This window comes from Providencia sp. UF-183 (assembly GCF_058246155.1).
Window position 1 is genome coordinate 17,662 of record NZ_JBSICD010000030.1, and the last position, 19,093, is coordinate 36,754.

A 19,093-nucleotide genomic window follows, 5' to 3' on the forward strand; every position below is an offset into this window, starting at 1 on the left:
CGCATTAGTAGGTACGAATTTTCGGTGGGAAGGCTTCACGCAGTTTTGGCTGCATGTTAACTTCACGACGCGTCATCGTTTCAGATTGCGGTAAATATAATGAGTGACATAACCAATTCGCATCATCACGCTCTGGATAGTCAAAGCGGCTGTGAGCCCCACGACTTTCTGTACGGAAGTTTGCAGCTTGTGCTGTTGCATAAGCAGTTTCCATCAGGTTATCCAGTTCTAAACACTCGATACGCTGCGTATTGAACTCAGTCGACGTATCATCAAGGCGTGCATTTTGCAGACGTTCGCGAATCACTTTCAGCTCTTCTAAACCTTTTGCCATTGCATCACCTTCACGGAATACGGAGAAGTTATGCTGCATGCAGGTTTGCAGTGCTTTACGGATTTCAGTTGGATTTTCGCCAGTACGTGCGCCTTCCCAACGATTAAAGCGAGCCATTGCTGCATCAATGTCAGATTCAGAAGCATCACGCATTGAACCTTGTTCCATGATGGATTCTTTCAGGTGCAGACCTGCAGAACGACCAAATACCACTAAGTCGAGCAGTGAGTTACCGCCTAAGCGGTTAGCGCCGTGTACTGATACACAAGCAATTTCACCCACAGCGAACAGGCCTGGGATAACTTCGTCTTCGCCTTTTTCGTTATAGCGAAGTGCTTGGCCTGTAACTTTCGTTGGAATACCGCCCATCATGTAGTGACATGTTGGGATGACAGGAATTGGCTCTTTAATTGGGTCAACGTGCGCGAAGGTACGTGATAATTCAAGGATACCCGGTAAACGCGATTCCAGAACTTCTTTCCCTAAGTGATCCAATTTCAGCTTAGCATGTGGGCCCCAAGGACCATCACAACCACGGCCTTCACGAATTTCAATCATGATTGAACGTGCAACAACGTCACGACCTGCAAGGTCTTTCGCGTTTGGTGCATAACGTTCCATGAAGCGCTCGCCGTCTTTATTCAGCAAGTAACCACCTTCACCACGGCAACCTTCAGTGACCAGAACCCCAGCCCCTGCGATACCCGTTGGGTGGAATTGCCACATTTCCATATCTTGCAGTGGTACGCCAGCACGCGCTGCCATCCCCACGCCATCACCCGTATTGATGTGGGCATTGGTAGTTGATTGGTAAATACGGCCTGCACCACCTGTTGCCAGAATGGTTGCTTTCGCTTTGAAGTAAACGAGTTCGCCCGTTTCCATACAAATCGCAGTACAACCCACAATATCGCCATCTTGGTTTTTAACTAAATCAAGGGCATACCATTCAGAAAAAATGGTGGTGTGGTTTTTTAAGTTCTGCTGATACAGCGTATGTAACAGTGCGTGTCCTGTACGGTCAGCGGCGGCTGCGGTACGTGCTGCTTGCTCGCCACCAAAGTTTTTAGACTGACCACCAAATGGACGTTGATAGATGCTTCCATCGTCAAGGCGCGAGAACGGTAACCCCATATGTTCTAATTCGAGGATAGCCTCTGGCCCTGTTTTACACATATATTCGATAGCGTCTTGGTCGCCGATGTAGTCGGAACCTTTAACGGTATCGTACATGTGCCATTCCCAGTTATCAGGGTGCGTGTTACCTAAAGCAACAGTAATACCACCTTGCGCTGATACCGTGTGAGAACGGGTTGGAAAGACTTTTGACAGAAGTGCACAAGATAGGCCCATCTGTGAAATTTGAAGTGCTGCGCGCATACCTGCACCGCCCGCACCGATAACGATAGCGTCAAACTCTCTGATTGGCAGATTCATTTTATGCACCCCACACAACGATTGTTCCGTAAATTAAATAAGCCAGCAGACCTACAACGATAGCCAATTGCAACACTAAGCGAATTGCCAGCGGCTTAACATAGTCAGTCAGCACTTGCCACATGCCAATCCACGCATGCACAAGAATCGAGAACAAGGTGAGGATAGTGAATACTTTCGTCACAGAAGAGGCAAAGAAACCGCGCCAGACTTCATAGGTAATGTCGTTAATCGCAACAAAACCAACAATGTAGAGTACGTAGAGTGCGATGATAATCGCAGAGCCACGGATTAACAGCCAGTCCTGGATACCAGTACGGCCTAAAGCTGATGCATTACTTACCATACTAAGATCCCCGCCAGAATTGCCAGAATTACGGTAATAACAAATGTAATTTTTGCAGATGAGTTACCAGCAGCAAGGGTTTCATCAACACAGCCGAAATCCATTAGCATATGACGGATACCACCACAAATGTGGTAAGCCAATGCAGTTAGGATGCCCCAAAGAATGAACTTAGCAAAAAAGCCAGTCATTATTTCAGACGCGTATTGAAAACCTTCTGGAGAGGAGAGAGATGTCCCTAACAACCAAAGCAGAATACCAACTGCGATGAGAGTAATGACGCCAGAGACACGGTGCAAGATCGAAGATATTGCAGTGATCGGGAAGTGAATCGTCTGCAAATCAAGGTTGACAGGTCTTTGTTTTTTCACAATTTTGCCCACACAGCTCTTTATTATTTTCCATCCTCCGGACCTGGGGTGGAAATCAGACAGCGACAGGGGTACAAAATGCAACTTAACACAAACTCTAATCCATCATGTTTAAATAAAGTTGCATACTGATCACGCTGGGAACTCCTACTACAGGGTAATCCGGAGACCTGCCGCTAGTATAAAGTCTTCACAATGCCATTACAATTCCCACACAAAATGTTTGGGGACATTTAGCCCGAACAGTGAGAAGGATCACGATTTAAACATTTTGTATAAATGTGCTTATCTTATTTGACAATGATTCAACATTTATCTTACATATAGGTCTGGCAGAATTATCTTAACGGTGCGGTTGATACTTCACCGTAAAAATAAAAAACGTGCACATGCAATGTTAGATACTCCACAATTTGAACTATGATGGGTATTAATAACAAAAGTTATGAAAGTTGTTCCCCTTACCACAAATAATGATATTGTAGGGAAAACAACAAAAAGAACATAACATCTACACACTCATAAACAACCTAATTACATTGTCGTCGGTCTCAGATTTCAGGTTTTATGTGATAGCGAGCTGATTTCCAAAGCATACCGGTAGAACAATGCACGAAGACGCAGTATAACGCTGAGCTTCTGGGTTGTTGGGTGTCGATTATCAAGCGCTAAGGAGACCGTAAATGGCTGATAACAAAGCTAAGCTAATGACTGGTAGTGCCGGTGATATTGAACTCGATATTTTAAGCCCTACCATTGGTCAAGACGTTATCGATGTCCGAACTTTAGGTTCAAAAGGGTTCTTTACCTACGACCCGGGTTTTACTTCTACTGCATCCTGTGAATCAAAAATCACCTATATCGATGGTGATAAAGGCATTTTGCTGCACCGTGGTTTCCCTATTGACCAACTAGCAACCGAAGCCTCTTACCTCGAAGTCTGTTATATCCTGCTGTACGGTGAAGCACCTACCCAAGAACAATACGACGTATTTAAAAATACGGTGACTCGCCATACCATGATCCATGAGCAAATTACTCGCATGCTTAATGGTTTCCGCCGTGACTCACACCCAATGGCTGTATTATGTGGTGTGACGGGAGCACTGGCGGCGTTCTATCACGATGCGCTGGATGTTAACAACCCACGCCACCGTGAAATTACGGCTTATCGCTTGCTGTCCAAAATGCCAACGGTTGCAGCAATGTGTTATAAATATTCTATTGGCCAACCTTTTGTTTATCCACGTAATGATCTGTCATACGCGGGTAACTTCTTGCACATGATGTTCTCTACACCATGTGAAGAATATACGGTAAACCCAGTTCTTGAGCGCGCAATGGACCGTATCTTAATCCTGCACGCTGACCACGAACAAAATGCATCAACTTCAACGGTACGTACTGCGGGTTCATCGGGCGCAAACCCATTTGCATGTATCGCAGCCGGTATCGCATCACTGTGGGGGCCTGCTCATGGTGGTGCTAACGAAGCTTGCCTACGCATGCTTGAAGAAATTCAAACTGTTGAGCACATCCCTGCATTTATCGAACGTGCGAAAGACAAAAATGACTCTTTCCGCCTGATGGGCTTTGGTCACCGTGTTTACAAAAACCACGACCCACGTGCCACTGTAATGCGTGAAACTTGCCACGAAGTTCTGAATGAACTTGGCTTGAATGACAGCTTACTGGAAGTCGCAATGGAGCTGGAACGTATCGCACTAAACGACCCGTACTTCATTGAGAAGAAACTGTACCCTAACGTTGACTTCTACTCAGGTATCATCTTGAAAGCAATGGGTATTCCATCTTCAATGTTCACCGTAATCTTCGCTATTGCGCGTACCATTGGTTGGATTGCACATTGGAACGAAATGCACGATGACGGCCTGAAAATTGCGCGTCCTCGCCAGCTGTATACCGGTTATGACAAACGTGAATTCAACTCTGAATTAGCAAAAAAATAATATTTCGTTAAATCCGAATCCCTACGTAAAGCAAGACCTTGATTTATCAAGGTCTTTTTTATTTAACTAACCATTTCCTACCGTTGATACTCTCTTGGTGTCATTCCGCTCATTTTACGAAAAAAACTAATAAACGCACTGTCACTGGTAAGCCCAAGTTCTTGAGCAATAAAATGATATGGTTTTTCTTGTGCTAATAATTCAATCGCTTTAATAAACCGCCATTGTTGCCGCCATGTTTGGTACGTCATTCCCGTTTCTTTCAAAAAAATACGGGTTATTGTCTTTTCGCTAGCGCCGACAATTTGGGCAAGTTGGCTCAAATTAGGGGGTAATTGCTCGATATCGAGACGTTTTAAGCGCCTATCTTGCGGTAAAGAAAGCAAGGTTGGTTCGGTTGTAGCAGTTTGTAGTTCATCAATAAAAACAGGTAATAAATTGGCTAACCTTCCCTTTTTCCAATCACTGTCAAAGGGTGCGATAGCAATACGCTCTAATAACTCCCTTAACAGAGGTGAAATGCTCAAAATGACCACTTCATTTCCGAGTTTTTGGGCATATTCTTCACCAAGATAAACTGACCGATACCCCACTGATTCACGCATTTGTGCGCGATGGCGAACATGTGGCGGGATCCATGCCACCCTACCAGGGGGTAATAGCGAGAGACGGTTTTCTAGGGATATACGAATGCACCCTTGCTGGGTAAACAAAAGTTGCCCCATTTCATGGGTATGCGTGCCTGAGTCGTGCTGCCCCATTTGCGCAGCAATCCCTAAAACAGGGGCGGGATACCAATGTGTTTGAAATTCATCCGTTTGATTTAACCACGCCATAAACTGTCCGATTTTTGATGTTAATAGTCTTTATTATTGTAATAAGACACTTAAATTACCATTAAACTGCCCATCATTGACAGGTTAGACCATTATTTTTTATTACACAGAGTAGAAAAATGAACATGAAACACCCTCTATCATTATGGCTGGCTGTAGCCTTAATGATGTTCCCGCAAATTGTGGAAACCATCTACAGCCCTGCACTGACGGACATTGCGAGCGCTTTTTCAGTAAATGCAGAACAAGCTTCACAAACGCTTTCGCTCTATTTCTTTGCCTTTGCATTGGGGGTTGTATTTTGGGGTAGAGCCTGCGATACGGTTGGCCGCCGCCCAACGGTTTTAGCGGGTTTACTGGTTTATGGGATTGCCTCAATGGGTGCCTTATTTATTAGCCAATTTTATTTGTTATTGCTGCTGCGAATGTTAGCCGCTTTTGGTGCTGCCGTGGGCTCAATTGGCACACAGACGGCAATGCGTGATAGCTATCAAGGCCATGAATTAGCAAAAGTTTTCTCAATTATGGGCATTGCATTGGCCATTAGTCCTGCATTAGGCATGTTATCGGGTGCAGGTCTCGTCAGCTTGGCGGGTTATCGTGGTGTTTTTATTGGTTTAGCTATTTTAGCTATCGTACTTTTACTGTGGTCAATATATCGATTACCGGAGACACGCCCTGAAAATGTGATCAAAATCCCATTTATGGAGACATTTTTACGGATGATCACGGATAAAGAGATTATGAGAAATGTGATCTTGATAGCATTTTTCAACATTAATTTATTTAGCTATTATCAGCTGGCACCTTTCAGTTTTGAACAATTAATGCTCACTCAGCAACAATTTGGTTTCACGGGAATTTTATTGGCACTTGGAGTGGGGTTAGGCTCGATGATTAACCGCCATTTATTGGCTAAAAAACACACATCCGAGCAACTTGTTAAGTTATCGAGTGCCATTTCTTTGGTTAGTGGCTGTACGGTTTTTGTTCTTATGGATTCTGTTTGGTTCGTTTTACCCGTCATTGGCGTGGTTATTGGCTATGGCATTGCGATCCCGAACATCCTTGCTCACGCATTAAACCGTTATAGTGACCGAAAAGGCACTGCTGGCGCAATTTTAGGTTTACTTTATTATATCGGGCTCGCCATCGGGCTGATGGTCGCAGGCTGGAGCCAACACTTAGGTTTAGTGCTCGCTATCTCAAGTTTGGTTCTCGTTCTTGCATCACTACGCTATCGCGTTTATACGAGTTAAATTATTGTTTTATTAAACACATATAATTTTCTAAATAGTTTGTGTTGTGGCTAGGCGGCAAATGAGGATAGCCAATACAGGTGCAGCTTGAAATATGGCTATAAATTAAAATACGTTTTTCTTTTAAGCCTAGGTTTTTTCTAAATAGTTGGTGCTGTAACAAGGCAGCAAAATGAAGTCATCATGGGTCACATACATAAGTATGTGACTAAAGTTCGCGAATGCAGCCAACAACGCTGTGATTAAAAAAATGACGAAGGTTAGATAAACATTTAATTCTCTAAATAGTTCGAGTTGTGGCTAGGCGGCAAATGAGGATAGCTTGGGGAACATACATAAGTATGTGACCCATGTAGCCGAGTGAAGCCAACGCCGCCACCGCTCGAAATATGACGAGAATTCTATTTTCTATGCATTTCGAATCACAGCTAGGCGGCAAAAGAGCGAAGCCCTAGGAGCATACATAGGTATGTGACTAGGGTTCGCGAATGCAGCCAACAACGCTGTGGTTTGAAAGGCGACGAAAATTAAGCTGGATTATCGATATCGACAAACTCGGCATCCAACCCATGCTCATCAACTAACCATCTTGTCAGCGCCTTAATCCCATAACGCTCCGTTGCGTGGTGCCCTGCACTATAGAAATGGATCCCCATCTCCCTTGCGATATGAATTGTTTGTTCTGAAACTTCCCCGGTCACAAAGGCATCAACACCAAACTCTGCCGCTTGCAAAATATAGCCTTGCCCGCCACCGGTACACCATGCTATTTGGCGAATTTCATCTTTCGCGTTGTCACTACAATGAAGAACTTTACGACCTAAACGCGTTTCTAAGCGCTCGGTTAATTCTGCAGGCGTGATTGGTTGGTCAAAAAAGCCGAATGGCAATAATGGGTCGATTTGGCCATTCACTTGTACACCCATGATATAGGCCAGTTGAGTATTGTTTCCTAATTGATGATGAGCATCTAAAGGAAGATGGTACCCATACAAATTAATATCATTTACGAGTAATGTTTTTAAACGGTTCTTTTTCATGCCTTTAATAATGGCAGGCTCATTTTTCCAAAAATAGCCATGGTGAACAATCACCGCATCCGCTTTTTTCTCAACGGCGACATCAAGCAAAGCTTGGCAGGCCGTCACGCCAGTAATGACTTTATGCACATGAGGTCGACCCTCAACTTGCAATCCATTTGGTGCAAAATCTTGAAACTCATTCACTTTGAGCTCGTTGTTGATGACTTCTTCTAATTTTAAGTTATGCATTATGTTGTCCTTTTTACTGCACAGCGAATCTATGACACCATTTTGAATGTAATTTGCTGATAATCAATAAGCATAAACGCAAACACACTTTTTTTCTGTGTTATTTGAAGTACATCATTGGGAAAGGAAGTTAGGAATATAAAAAAACAAAACCCCCACAACGCATTATTGCAGGGGCTATCATCAATGGTTTAATCCGCAGGATTAGCGGTGGCTTTCGAGCGTATTCTCTGAACGCTCTAGCCAAACAGGCTTATCGCTTGTTTTTGACCAAACTTTGTTTAAGTAACTGTAATATTTAGCTCTTTTCGGGTGAAAAACCATAACAGGAAACGCAATAATGCCCGCTGTTACAGCAGCAGTGCGGCGTGCAAGTACCTGATTACGGGAATATTCGCGGTATGTGGACATCGATATCCTCCTTCAGTTGCCACTTATTTGTCGATCCCAGCTTTGCTCTAAAAAACTCCCCAAATACAGCTATTCCACAGAGCGACTAAAACCGAACAGATAATATGATAATTAATTAACTGAATATAGAATAGCGCAAATTGTGTAATAAAACTACTCATCTGACCACTAAAATTAAGGTATTACTAATAATTTCTTATCATTCTGTATTTTTACTACAAAATTTAACCAAAACTTGTTTTAAACACACAATTTTACAACATTTAAATAACAAACTATATTTTAAGTATTCGTACATCTCGTGCTAAATGCGCCTCTTTAACTTCTCTCTTGCTGAAAAAATACGCATTTTTATACTTTTTTTACACCCGGCCCTATCTTTTTATCAGCTTCTTTACAACGAACTCTCTACCCTTATGTCATGGAAATAATAAGGAGAAAACACTGTGTCATTACTTTCCATTTTTGGGGCAGTTCTCGTTGTTCTACTGCTGGTTTATCTGATTTACGCCCTGCTTAACGCGGAGGATTTCTGATATGGCCACCACCTCATTTTTACTGATTGGCAGTTTTCTACTGGTCTTACTTATCTTGGCTAAACCATTAGGAAATGGGATTGCACGCCTTATTGACGGCGATATCCCTCGCCCTTTGATGGCAAGCGAGTCATTACTTTGGCGTTTAGCGGGTATTAAACAGCCCGGAAAATCAGCTGTCGAAATGAATTGGCGACAATATGCTTTAGCCATTGTGTTATTCAATGTGCTGGGTTTTGTTTTGTTGTTCGCCATTTTAATATTTCAGGGTAGCTTGCCACTCAATCCACAGCACTTTGCGGGTATGAGTTGGGATTTAGCCTTTAATACTGCGATAAGCTTCGTCGCAAATACCAACTGGCAATCCTATAGTGGCGAAAACACCCTAAGCTATTTAAGCCAAATGGCTGGCTTAACCGTGCAAAATTTTCTTTCAGCCTCAACGGGTATTGCCGTGGTTTTTGCCTTGATCCGTGCTTTCTCACTTCATGGCAGTAAAACACTGGGCAATGCATGGGTCGATATCTACCGTATCACCTTTTATTTATTGTTCCCTCTCGCTATTGTCGTTGCGTTATTTTTTGTCAGCCAAGGGGTAATTCAAAACTTTTCTGACTACCTCTTAGTTGACAATTTAGATAACACAACACAACTGTTGCCAATGGGCCCTGTGGCATCCCAAGAAGCAATCAAATTGCTGGGAACCAATGGCGGCGGCTTCTTTGGCTCAAACTCTTCGCACCCATTTGAAAACCCAACGGCACTAAGTAACTTTGTTCAGATGCTGGCAATATTCTTAATTCCTACTGCGCTGTGTTTTGCTTTCGGTCGCTCTGTGGGTGATAACAAACAAGGACATACCTTGTTGTGGGTCATGGGAATTATTTTTGTTATCGCCGCCATTGTCGTCATTAAAGCTGAGTACGTCGGCAACCCCTTCTTAAGTGAACTGCATGCAAGCAGTAGCGCTAATATGGAAGGTAAAGAAAGCCGCTTTGGTATTCTTTCTTCTGCTTTATATGCCGTTGTCACCACCGCGGCCTCCTGTGGTGCCGTCAATGGGATGCATGATTCCTTTACCGCAATGGGCGGGATGGTACCAATGTGGTTAATGCAGATTGGTGAAGTCGTTTTCGGCGGTGTCGGTTCAGGTTTATATGGCATGTTGCTGTTTGTTCTACTGGCTGTCTTCCTAGCCGGGCTGATGATTGGCCGTACCCCTGAGTACTTAGGGAAAAAAATTGAAGTCCGTGAAATGAAGATGGTTGCACTGGCAATTTTAGTGACACCAACCTTAGTGCTACTGGGTACAACTATTGCCTTAATGACCGATGCAGGACGTGCAGGTATTTTAAACCCAGGAGCCCACGGTTTTAGCGAAGTGTTATACGCTTTTTCATCGGCGGCCAATAACAATGGTAGCGCTTTTGCAGGACTCAGTGCCAACACCCCGTTCTACAATGTGCTACTTGCTATCGCTATGTTTGTTGGGCGCTTTGGTGTCATCTTGCCTGTACTTGCTATCGCGGGTTCGATGGCACTCAAAAAATCCCAAGCACAAAGTCAGGCAACATTGCCGACCTCTGGCCCACTCTTTATTGGCTTATTAATCTTTACAGTCCTCCTTATTGGCGCACTGACTTTTGTCCCTGCACTGGCACTAGGTCCAATTGCTGAGCAGCTACAAATTGGTTTTGCGGGATAATCAGGGGAAAAAAATGAAAAAGCAAAAAACACCTTTATTTGATAAAAAACTCATCAAACAATCGATTCTTGATGCTATGAAAAAATGCACACCGCAGGCGCAATGGCGTAACCCCGTCATGTTTGTGGTGTACATCGGTAGCCTTATTACCACCTTATTATGGGCGGCGATGGTTGCGGGTTTAACGGAAGGAAGTGCATGGTTTAGCGGAATGGTCACTCTGTGGCTATGGTTTACCGTACTGTTCGCCAACTTTGCGGAAGCTTTAGCTGAAGGCCGTAGTAAAGCGCAAGCGCAAAGTTTGAAAGGGGTAAAACAGCAAAGTAATGCCACACGACTTGCTGCGGCTTCATTGGACGCAACACAAGAAATTGTCAGCTCTGATCAACTGCGCAAAGGGGACATTGTCCTGATCCGTGCAGGGGAGACCGTTCCTTGCGATGGCGAAGTTATCGAAGGCGGTGCATCTGTGGATGAAAGCGCGATCACAGGGGAATCGGCTCCGGTGATCCGTGAATCTGGCGGTGACTTTTCCTCTGTAACAGGCGGGACGCGTGTGCTGTCTGACTGGTTGATTGTTGAATGTACTGTGAACCCCGGTGAGACATTCCTAGACCGCATGATCTCCATGGTCGAAGGTGCACAGCGCCGTAAAACACCGAACGAAATCGCCTTAACTATTTTGTTAACGGCACTCACCATTATCTTTGTATTAGTTTGTGCAACCTTGTATCCATTTACGGTATTTGCCGCAGAGTATGCAGGGGCAGGCAGTGCAGTTTCTATATTAGTGTTGATTGCATTACTCATTTGTTTAATTCCAACCACAATTGGCGGGTTACTTTCTTCCATTGGTGTGGCAGGAATGAGCCGCATGTTAGGTGCGAATGTGATTGCCACCAGCGGGCGAGCGGTCGAAGCCGCGGGCGATGTGGATGTTTTGTTGCTCGATAAAACGGGTACCATCACTTTAGGAAACCGCCAAGCCTCTGAGTTTCTGCCGTTAACGGGCGTGACTGAAGAACAGCTGGCGGATGCAGCGCAGCTCTCTTCTCTTGCCGATGAAACCCCTGAAGGGCGCAGTATCGTCGTGCTCGCGAAACAAAAATTCAATTTACGTGAAAGAGACATTCACGGAATGAATGCTACTTTCGTGCCATTCTCCGCGATGACCCGTATGAGTGGCGTTAACGTCGGTGAACGCATGATCCGCAAAGGTTCTGCCGATGCTATTCGCCGCTACGTTGAAGCGAATCATCAAAAATTCCCCGAAGAAGCGGATAAACTTGTGGAAAAAGTTGCCCATTTAGGGGGAACGCCTTTAGTGGTTGTTGATGACCAAGCTGTTTTAGGTGTCGTCGCACTAAAAGACATCGTCAAAGGTGGGATGAAAGAACGCTTTGCCCAAATGCGCAGCATGGGGATCAAAACGGTGATGATTACGGGGGACAACCACTTAACTGCCGCAGCCATCGCGGCGGAAGCGGGTGTCGATGATTTCCTTGCCGAAGCAACCCCAGAAGCGAAATTAGCGCTTATTCGCCAATACCAATCTGAAGGCCGGTTAGTCGCTATGACTGGCGACGGGACCAATGATGCGCCTGCGCTCGCCCAAGCTGACGTTGCTGTTGCGATGAACTCGGGCACGCAAGCCGCAAAAGAAGCAGGGAACATGGTGGATTTAGACTCAAACCCAACCAAGCTCATTGAAGTTGTGCACATTGGTAAGCAGATGCTAATGACCCGTGGTTCACTAACTACCTTCAGTATCGCAAATGATATCGCCAAATATTTTGCCATTATCCCCGCAGCTTTTGCAGTGACATGGCCGCAACTAAACGCGTTAAATGTCATGCACTTGCATTCACCTGCATCCGCCTTACTTTCTGCGGTGATATTCAATGCACTGATTATTGTCTTTTTAATCCCATTGGCACTTAAAGGTGTGAATTATCGCCCCATGAGTTCCCAATCACTTTTGCAACGGAACTTAGGCTTATATGGTTTAGGTGGCTTGATAGTGCCATTCGTGGGGATCAAATTGATCGATATGTTTATTAGCTTGTTTGGTATTTAAGGAATTGATTATGAACATGATCCGTTCATCTATTGTCATGTTATTGGTATTAACTCTGTTAACAGGGATAGCCTACCCCTTAATGGTCACGGGCCTCGCCAATGCTTTTTTTCCATGGCAAGCAAAAGGCTCTTTAGTCACACGGGATGCACATATTGTCGGTTCCAAATTGATTGGACAAAATGTGCAAAGTGAAGGGTATTTCCACGGTCGTCCTTCCGCAACCGCGGAAACACCATACAACCCACTCGCTTCAGGGGGAAGCAACCTTGCTGTCAGTAACCCCGTGTTACAACAAACGATGGCAGAACGTAGTAAACTGCTGCGTGCTCAGAACCCAGATGCAGGGAATGCCATTCCTGTTGATTTACTCACCGCTTCAGCCAGCGGGCTTGATCCAAATATTTCGGTTGATGCTGCTATTTACCAAGCGCCGCGTATTGCCAAAAACAGACAAATTTCATTAGAAGCCGTAAAATCATTAATTACGGCGCAAACAGAAACGGCCTTACTGCCCTTTTTAGGCGAACCCGTTGTGAATGTGCTACAACTGAATTTGGCACTTGATGAATATATGCAGCAGATGAATAGCCAACGTTAATAAGGTGAGTTATGAAAAATCAGGAACCTGCTCGCCCAAACCCTGATGATTTATTGGTAAAAGCCAATGAAGATGGCCGCGGTAAATTAAAAATCTTTTTCGGCGCCTGTGCGGGTGTCGGGAAAACCTACGCCATGCTACAAGAAGCTCAACGCTTACGTTCACAAGGGTTAGATGTCCTTATTGGTGTGGTGGAAACCCATGAAAGGGAAGAAACTGCGGCCTTATTGGACGGGCTATCGGTGTTGCCACACCGAAAATTACAGCACCGCGGTCGCCGTTTAAATGCATTTGATATTGACGCGGCAATTGCGCGACACCCAGCCATCATACTCATGGATGAGTTAGCATTTAGCAACCCAACAGGCAGCCGTCACCCAAAACGCTGGCAAGACGTTGAGGAGCTATTAGATGCAGGCATCGACGTACTCACCACCATTAACGTTCAACATATTGAAAGCTTGAATGATATCGTGGGAAGTATTACGGGTATTCGTGTTCGCGAAACGGTTCCTGATCATATTTTTGATGCTGCCAATGAAGTAGTGTTAGTGGACCTGCCCCCTGACGATTTACGCCAGCGCCTGAAAGAAGGCAAAGTGTATATTCCGGGACAAGCCGAGCGCGCCATTGAGCACTTTTTCCGCAAAGGAAACTTAATCGCACTTCGAGAGCTGGCTTTGCGCCGCACCGCTGATCGCGTTGATGACCAAATGCGAGAGTTTCGTGACGGCAAAGGGGAAGCCCCTGTTTGGCATACCCGTGACGGACTTTTATTGTGTATCGGCCATAATATGGGCAATGAAAAATTGGTGCGTGCCGCTGCACGGCTTGCTGCAAAGTTTGGCAGTGTATGGCATGCGGTCTATGTCGAGACCCCCACGCTCCACCAGCTCCCTGAATCCCAACGTCGCGCCGTACTCAAAGCACTGCGCCTTGCCCAAGATTTAGGGGCCGAAACTGCCACCTTATCCGACCCTTCGGAAGAAAAAGCCATACTCCGTTATGCACGAGAGCATAATTTAGGCAAAATATTAATTGGTCGACGCGATAAACATCGTAAATGGCCCAAACTTAATTTCCGCCCTGGCTTTGCCGACCGTTTAGGGAAATTAGGACCCGATTTGGATTTAGTGATTGTTGCACTTGAAGAAAAAAGTGATTGGGATAAAGAACCTGAAAGAAAACCATTTTCTGAAAAATGGCGTTCCGATTTAAACGGTTACTTGATGGCGATTGTAATGTGCGCCGCTATCACCTTATTTTCTAGAACATTTTTACTCGCCTTAGACAAGGCAAATCTCGTAACACTCTATTTATTAGGTGTGGTGCTGATTGCCCTATTTTATGGGCGTCGCCCTTCTGTCTTTGCCGCGCTTGTTAACGTTATTAGCTTCGACCTGTTTTTTGTCCAACCCCATTTTTCCCTTGCTATCATGGACATGCAGTACTTAGTAACCTTTACCGTGATGCTGATTGTTGGCGTCGTTGTGGGGAACCTAACCGCTGGCATGCGCTACCAAGCGAGAATTGCTCGCTATCGAGAACAACGAACGCGTCATCTCTATGAAATGACGAAAGAATTAGGGCAAGCACTCAATACGCAAGATATCGGCAAAACTGGTTATCACTTCCTTAATAATGCATTTCAAGCTAAAAGCTGTTTATTAGTCCCCGATGAAAATGGGGATTTACTCCCACTGTTATGTGATGGGCATACACCGATGCAAATTGATAAAGCCATCGCCAAATGGAGTTTTGATAAGCGTCAGCCCGCAGGAGCAGGAACAGATACCCTACCAAGTGTGCCTTATCAATTGCAACCGATCACAACGGTAGATCAAACCTTAGCCGTCTTAGCCATCGAGCCCCGTAACTTGCGCCAGTTGATGATCCCAGAACAACAGCGCATGTTGCAGACATTTACAGGGTTGATCGCCAGCGCCCTTTCGCGTTTACAGCTAACAAAACAAGCTGAGTCCGCCAAATTAGATATTGAACGCGAGCAGCTGCGTAACTCCTTGCTAGCCGCACTTTCTCACGATTTAAAAACGCCGCTAACGGTTTTATTTGGGCAAACAGAAATTTTGATGCTGAATTTATCCGCAGAAAATTCCCCTCTGACCGCACAAGTTAACCAAATGCGCCAACAAGTGCTTAGCACGTCACGTTTAGTGAATAATTTGCTCGATATGGCGCGTTTACAATCAGGCAGTATTCAGCCCAACCTTGCATGGGAATCGTTGCAAGAAATAACCAGCAGCGCAGTCAGAACATTAGATTACACGTTACACAGCCACCCATTAGAGATTAATATTCCCGCTGATTTGCTGTTATATTGCGATGCCATGTTAATTGAGCGTGTATTGATTAATTTATTGGAAAATGCCGTAAAATATAGCCATGAAGATACCCCCATTGGCATCAATGGCCGTGTTGAAGGGCAGAAAATTCATATTGAAGTGTGGGATGCCAGTAACGCTATTCCTGATGGGCAAGAAAAAACAATTTTTGATAAATTTTCCCGTGCTCAAAAAGAGTCCGCAATCCCCGGAGTTGGCCTTGGCCTAGCTATCTGCCGTGCAATCATTCAATTACACGAAGGGGAAATTTGGGCGCAAAATAATAATAAAGGTGGAGCTAGCTTCCACTTTGTTTTACCTTTAAAGCAACTCCCTGATATTGAAGCTGAAGTTTAGGAGACATTACCCGATTGTGAGCAGCCATCAAATCCTGATTGTTGAAGATGAAAAAGAAATTCGCCGCTTTGTCCGACTTGCATTGGAGGGTGAAGGCTGGAAAGTTTTCGAGGCTGAGAATTGCCAACGGGGGTTGATTGAAGCGGGCACAAGGCAACCGGATTTACTGATTTTAGACCTCGGGCTGCCTGACGGTGATGGCCTTGATTTAATTCGTGATTTACGAAAATGGAGCAGTATCCCCATTATTGTTTTATCTGCTCGCGAAGAAGAATCACAAAAAGTTGCGGCACTTGATGCAGGCGCGGATGACTACCTAACAAAGCCTTTTGGTATCAGTGAATTACTAGCGCGAGTTCGTGTAGCATTGCGCCGTTTTGGTAAAGTAGGTCAAGAAAGCTCACAATTTCAATTTGGTGATATTACTGTCGATTTCATTAACCGGGTTGTCACTAAGCAAAATGAAGAGTTACACCTCACGCCTATCGAGTTTCGTTTACTTAGCGAATTAGTTGCTAATAGCGGTAAGGTATTGACTCAACGCCATTTATTATTGCAAGTATGGGGACCAAGCTATATTGAGCATAACCATTATTTGCGGATTTATATGGGTCACTTACGGCAGAAATTGGAAAATGACCCAACTCGCCCGGTTCATTTATTAACGGAAACAGGCATTGGCTATCGGTTTATGCCATAAGCCAATTTTGCATCGAATTCTCAGAATCTTTCCGCTAGTTTAAAACCTTTGGCTGGCTATAATTTCCCCATTATTTTCTATGGAGAGAAATTCGTGCAATCATTAACAACCCAACTATCGAACCGTTTTTCATCTGCCTTAGTTCTTTTTTTAGGAATTTTTGTAACAACTCAAGCGCTCGCTTTAAGCCCAGAAGAAAAAGCGCGCACTGAGTCTTTACTCACAGAGCTTGGCAAGCAACAAAACTTAACATTTACCCGCAACGGCACAGAACACAACGCGGCCGATGCAGAATCCCATTTACGTTTAAAATTACGCAAAACAGAAAAACGCCTAAACACCACCGAGCAGTTTATTGATAATGTTGCCTCAAAATCATCCATTACCGGCGAAATTTACCAAGTTAAAGATGCCCAAGGTAATGTGCTCCCCGCCAATCAATATTTACATGATTTATTGAAAGACAAAGTAGATAGCAAATCCGAATAAGTTTTGTCAGTCTGTAAACTCCCATAAAAAAAGCCGACATTTAACTGTCGGCTTTTTAGTTTTCCTGAGCAGCCATTTGTAGCAGCTCACGAGAGGCTTCACTCCGCACGTCCCCTAAATAATTTGTGCCACAGGTAGGCGGCAAATTAAGTTATCCCGTGAGCATACATAAGTATGTGACTCGGGTAACTTAATGAAGCCAACACCCCTGTGGTGCAAAGTATGACGGGGACATCAAATTAAGCGTTTTCGATTTTCGCCCAAGTATCTCGCAACCCCACAGTCCTATTAAACACCAAATGATCAGGAGTGCTTAACTTATTATCCGCACAGAAATACCCTTCACGCTCAAACTGATACGCTTTCTCTGCAACCGCATCTTTCAAGCTCGGCTCAACAAAGCCTTGGCGAACAACTAACGATTCTGGGTTAATCACCGATAAGAAATCATCTTCTGCGCCCGGATTTGGCACAGTAAACAGACGGTCATACAGGCGAATTTCTGCTGGCAGTGCATGCTGTACGCTCACCCAGTGAATAACGCCTTTCACTTTACGGCCATCGGCTGGGTCTTTGTTCAGTGTACCTGCATCATACGTACAGAAAATGGTTGTGATGTTGCCATCAGCATCTTTTTCCACACGTTCAGCTTTGATGATATACGCATTGCGTAAGCGCACTTCTTTACCTAACACTAAACGTTTAAATTGACGGTTTGCTTCTTCACGGAAATCCGCGCGGTCAATATAAATTTCATTGCTAAACGGTACTTTACGCGTGCCCATCTCAGGGTTATTTGGGTGGTTTGGCGCTGTTAAGATTTCTTCGCCCGCTGGCATGTTTTCAATCACCACACGCACTGGGTCAATCACTGCCATAGCGCGCGGTGCTGATACGTTCAGGTCATCACGAATGCACGACTCTAATGATGCCATTTCAACGTTATTATCTTGCTTTGTCACACCAATACGTTGGCAGAATTCACGGATAGATGCTGCGGTATAACCACGACGACGTAAGCCAGAAATGGTTAACATACGTGGGTCATCCCAACCGTTAACGTGTTTTTCTGTCACTAATTGGTTCAGCTTACGCTTAGACATCACGGTGTATTCCAGATTCAGACGAGAAAACTCGTACTGACGCGGATGGCAATCAATCGTGATGTTATCCAACACCCAGTCATATAAACGACGGTTATCTTGGAATTCCAGTGTACATAAAGAGTGCGTGATCCCTTCTAGCGCATCAGAAATACAATGCGTGAAGTCATACATTGGGTAAATGCACCACTTATTGCCAGACTGGTGATGCTCTGCAAATTTAATACGATATAAAACCGGATCACGCATAACCATAAATGGTGATGCCATGTCGATTTTCGCACGTAAGCACGCTTTACCTTCTTCAAAGCCACCATCACGCATTTTTTCAAATAATGTGAGGTTGTCTTCGATTAGGCGTTCACGGTAAGGGCTATTTTTACCCGGCTCTTTTAATGTGCCGCGGTATTCACGAATTTCGTCTGCACTTAGCTCATCAACGTAAGCTAAGCCTTTTTTAATCAGCTCAATTGCATATTGATATAAAGTATCAAAATAGTCAGAAGAGTAACGAACATTGCCCGTCCACTCAAAACCTAACCATTTGACGTCTTCTTGGATTGAGTTAACGTATTCGACGTCTTCTTTAACCGGGTTGGTGTCGTCAAAACGTAAATTGCACTGTCCCTGATAGTCCTTTGCAATGCCAAAGTTCAAGCAGATTGATTTCGCGTGGCCGATGTGTAAATAGCCATTCGGTTCTGGTGGAAAACGGGTATGGACCGACGTGTGTTTTCCGCTCGCCAGATCTTCATCTATGATCTGACGGATAAAATTTGTTGGGCGAGCATCTGCCTCATTCATTGTCATCATTCCTCAATGCCAAAAGCGCGCTAAAAGCGGTTAGTAACCAGATATATTCTACCATAATCCGTCAGGAAACAACCGTTTGATTGTACTTAGCCAATAAAAGCTATACCAAAGAGGCGAACACAACAAAAAATAGGC

16 protein-coding genes are annotated in these 19,093 nt (G+C 44.5%); 9 read left to right on the plus strand and 7 right to left on the minus strand.

Annotated features, from left to right (window positions below; genetic code table 11):
- Positions 1 to 4: 4 nt before the first annotated feature.
- From sdhA to sdhC, 3 genes are read right to left on the minus strand one after another with little or no spacing between them, the layout of a single operon-like run.
- A complete protein-coding gene (sdhA, locus tag AC4IFT_RS20590; protein WP_490752569.1) occupies positions 5 to 1,771 on the minus strand; it encodes a succinate dehydrogenase flavoprotein subunit in 1,767 nt (588 codons plus the stop codon).
- A gap of 1 nt (position 1,772) precedes the next feature.
- Entirely contained in the window at positions 1,773 to 2,117 is a 345-nt protein-coding gene (gene sdhD / locus AC4IFT_RS20595) for a succinate dehydrogenase membrane anchor subunit (protein WP_353243816.1), read from the minus strand.
- On the minus strand, positions 2,111 to 2,500 hold the full coding sequence (gene sdhC, locus AC4IFT_RS20600; protein WP_004909059.1) for a succinate dehydrogenase cytochrome b556 subunit: 390 nt from the start codon (positions 2,498 to 2,500) through the stop codon (positions 2,111 to 2,113). The genes sdhD and sdhC overlap by 7 nt, the downstream gene beginning before the upstream one ends.
- Positions 2,501 to 3,171: 671 nt before the next feature.
- On the opposite strand from sdhC, the gene AC4IFT_RS20605 reads away from it, so the two are divergent.
- Positions 3,172 to 4,458, plus strand: a complete 1,287-nt coding sequence (locus AC4IFT_RS20605; protein WP_206085299.1) for a citrate synthase — start codon at positions 3,172 to 3,174, stop codon at positions 4,456 to 4,458.
- A 77-nt stretch (positions 4,459 to 4,535) separates the two neighbouring features.
- On the opposite strand, the gene AC4IFT_RS20610 is transcribed toward AC4IFT_RS20605, so the two are convergent.
- Positions 4,536 to 5,294, minus strand: coding sequence for an AraC family transcriptional regulator (locus AC4IFT_RS20610; protein WP_273840276.1), 759 nt, complete (start codon positions 5,292 to 5,294; stop codon positions 4,536 to 4,538).
- 125 nt (positions 5,295 to 5,419) lie between these two features.
- Here AC4IFT_RS20610 and AC4IFT_RS20615 point away from each other — a divergent pair, with 125 nt between their 5' ends.
- On the plus strand, positions 5,420 to 6,553 hold the full coding sequence (locus AC4IFT_RS20615; RefSeq protein ID WP_490752571.1) for a multidrug effflux MFS transporter: 1,134 nt from the start codon (positions 5,420 to 5,422) through the stop codon (positions 6,551 to 6,553).
- Between the two features lie 527 nt (positions 6,554 to 7,080).
- Here AC4IFT_RS20615 and AC4IFT_RS20620 read toward each other — a convergent pair.
- Positions 7,081 to 7,824, minus strand: a complete 744-nt coding sequence (locus AC4IFT_RS20620; protein ID WP_490737161.1) for a type 2 GTP cyclohydrolase I — start codon at positions 7,822 to 7,824, stop codon at positions 7,081 to 7,083.
- A 204-nt stretch (positions 7,825 to 8,028) separates the two neighbouring features.
- Positions 8,029 to 8,235: a YbfA family protein gene (locus AC4IFT_RS20625; RefSeq protein WP_490737163.1), complete on the minus strand. Its 207-nt coding sequence runs from the start codon at positions 8,233 to 8,235 to the stop codon at positions 8,029 to 8,031.
- 446 nt (positions 8,236 to 8,681) lie between these two features.
- Here AC4IFT_RS20625 and kdpF point away from each other — a divergent pair, with 446 nt between their 5' ends.
- The 7 genes from kdpF (at position 8,682) to AC4IFT_RS20660 (ending at position 17,042) form a co-directional block, all read left to right on the plus strand.
- Positions 8,682 to 8,771 (plus strand): K(+)-transporting ATPase subunit F, encoded by a 90-nt coding sequence (kdpF, locus tag AC4IFT_RS20630; protein WP_206085296.1) that lies wholly within the window; start codon positions 8,682 to 8,684, stop codon positions 8,769 to 8,771.
- A 1-nt stretch (position 8,772) separates the two neighbouring features.
- A complete protein-coding gene (gene kdpA / locus AC4IFT_RS20635) occupies positions 8,773 to 10,476 on the plus strand; it encodes a potassium-transporting ATPase subunit KdpA (RefSeq protein ID WP_490737165.1) in 1,704 nt (567 codons plus the stop codon).
- A 13-nt stretch (positions 10,477 to 10,489) separates the two neighbouring features.
- The gene (kdpB, locus tag AC4IFT_RS20640) at positions 10,490 to 12,553 is read left to right on the plus strand and encodes a potassium-transporting ATPase subunit KdpB (protein WP_490752573.1); all 2,064 of its coding nucleotides are present in this window, start codon (positions 10,490 to 10,492) and stop codon (positions 12,551 to 12,553) included.
- A gap of 10 nt (positions 12,554 to 12,563) precedes the next feature.
- Positions 12,564 to 13,154 (plus strand): potassium-transporting ATPase subunit KdpC, encoded by a 591-nt coding sequence (kdpC, locus tag AC4IFT_RS20645; protein WP_490737169.1) that lies wholly within the window; start codon positions 12,564 to 12,566, stop codon positions 13,152 to 13,154.
- Between the two features lie 11 nt (positions 13,155 to 13,165).
- Entirely contained in the window at positions 13,166 to 15,853 is a 2,688-nt protein-coding gene (gene kdpD / locus AC4IFT_RS20650) for a two-component system sensor histidine kinase KdpD (protein ID WP_490752575.1), read from the plus strand.
- 16 nt (positions 15,854 to 15,869) lie between these two features.
- Entirely contained in the window at positions 15,870 to 16,553 is a 684-nt protein-coding gene (kdpE, locus tag AC4IFT_RS20655) for a two-component system response regulator KdpE (RefSeq protein WP_490737173.1), read from the plus strand.
- Between the two features lie 93 nt (positions 16,554 to 16,646).
- On the plus strand, positions 16,647 to 17,042 hold the full coding sequence (locus tag AC4IFT_RS20660; protein WP_490752577.1) for a DUF5329 family protein: 396 nt from the start codon (positions 16,647 to 16,649) through the stop codon (positions 17,040 to 17,042).
- 239 nt (positions 17,043 to 17,281) lie between these two features.
- On the opposite strand, the gene glnS is transcribed toward AC4IFT_RS20660, so the two are convergent.
- A complete protein-coding gene (gene glnS / locus AC4IFT_RS20665; protein ID WP_490737707.1) occupies positions 17,282 to 18,949 on the minus strand; it encodes a glutamine--tRNA ligase in 1,668 nt (555 codons plus the stop codon).
- Between the last annotated feature and the right edge of the window lie 144 nt (positions 18,950 to 19,093).

Coding starts and splice junctions, on each gene's coding strand:
- sdhA (WP_490752569.1), bottom strand. CDS start 1,771: ATGAATCTGCCAATCAGAGAGTTTGACGCTATCGTTATCGGTGCGGGC.
- sdhD (WP_353243816.1), bottom strand. CDS start 2,117: ATGGTAAGTAATGCATCAGCTTTAGGCCGTACTGGTATCCAGGACTGG.
- AC4IFT_RS20605 (WP_206085299.1), top strand. CDS start 3,172: ATGGCTGATAACAAAGCTAAGCTAATGACTGGTAGTGCCGGTGATATT.
- AC4IFT_RS20610 (WP_273840276.1), bottom strand. CDS start 5,294: ATGGCGTGGTTAAATCAAACGGATGAATTTCAAACACATTGGTATCCC.
- AC4IFT_RS20615 (WP_490752571.1), top strand. CDS start 5,420: ATGAAACACCCTCTATCATTATGGCTGGCTGTAGCCTTAATGATGTTC.
- AC4IFT_RS20620 (WP_490737161.1), bottom strand. CDS start 7,824: ATGCATAACTTAAAATTAGAAGAAGTCATCAACAACGAGCTCAAAGTG.
- AC4IFT_RS20625 (WP_490737163.1), bottom strand. CDS start 8,235: ATGTCCACATACCGCGAATATTCCCGTAATCAGGTACTTGCACGCCGC.
- kdpA (WP_490737165.1), top strand. CDS start 8,773: ATGGCCACCACCTCATTTTTACTGATTGGCAGTTTTCTACTGGTCTTA.
- kdpB (WP_490752573.1), top strand. CDS start 10,490: ATGAAAAAGCAAAAAACACCTTTATTTGATAAAAAACTCATCAAACAA.
- kdpC (WP_490737169.1), top strand. CDS start 12,564: ATGAACATGATCCGTTCATCTATTGTCATGTTATTGGTATTAACTCTG.
- kdpD (WP_490752575.1), top strand. CDS start 13,166: ATGAAAAATCAGGAACCTGCTCGCCCAAACCCTGATGATTTATTGGTA.
- glnS (WP_490737707.1), bottom strand. CDS start 18,949: ATGAATGAGGCAGATGCTCGCCCAACAAATTTTATCCGTCAGATCATA.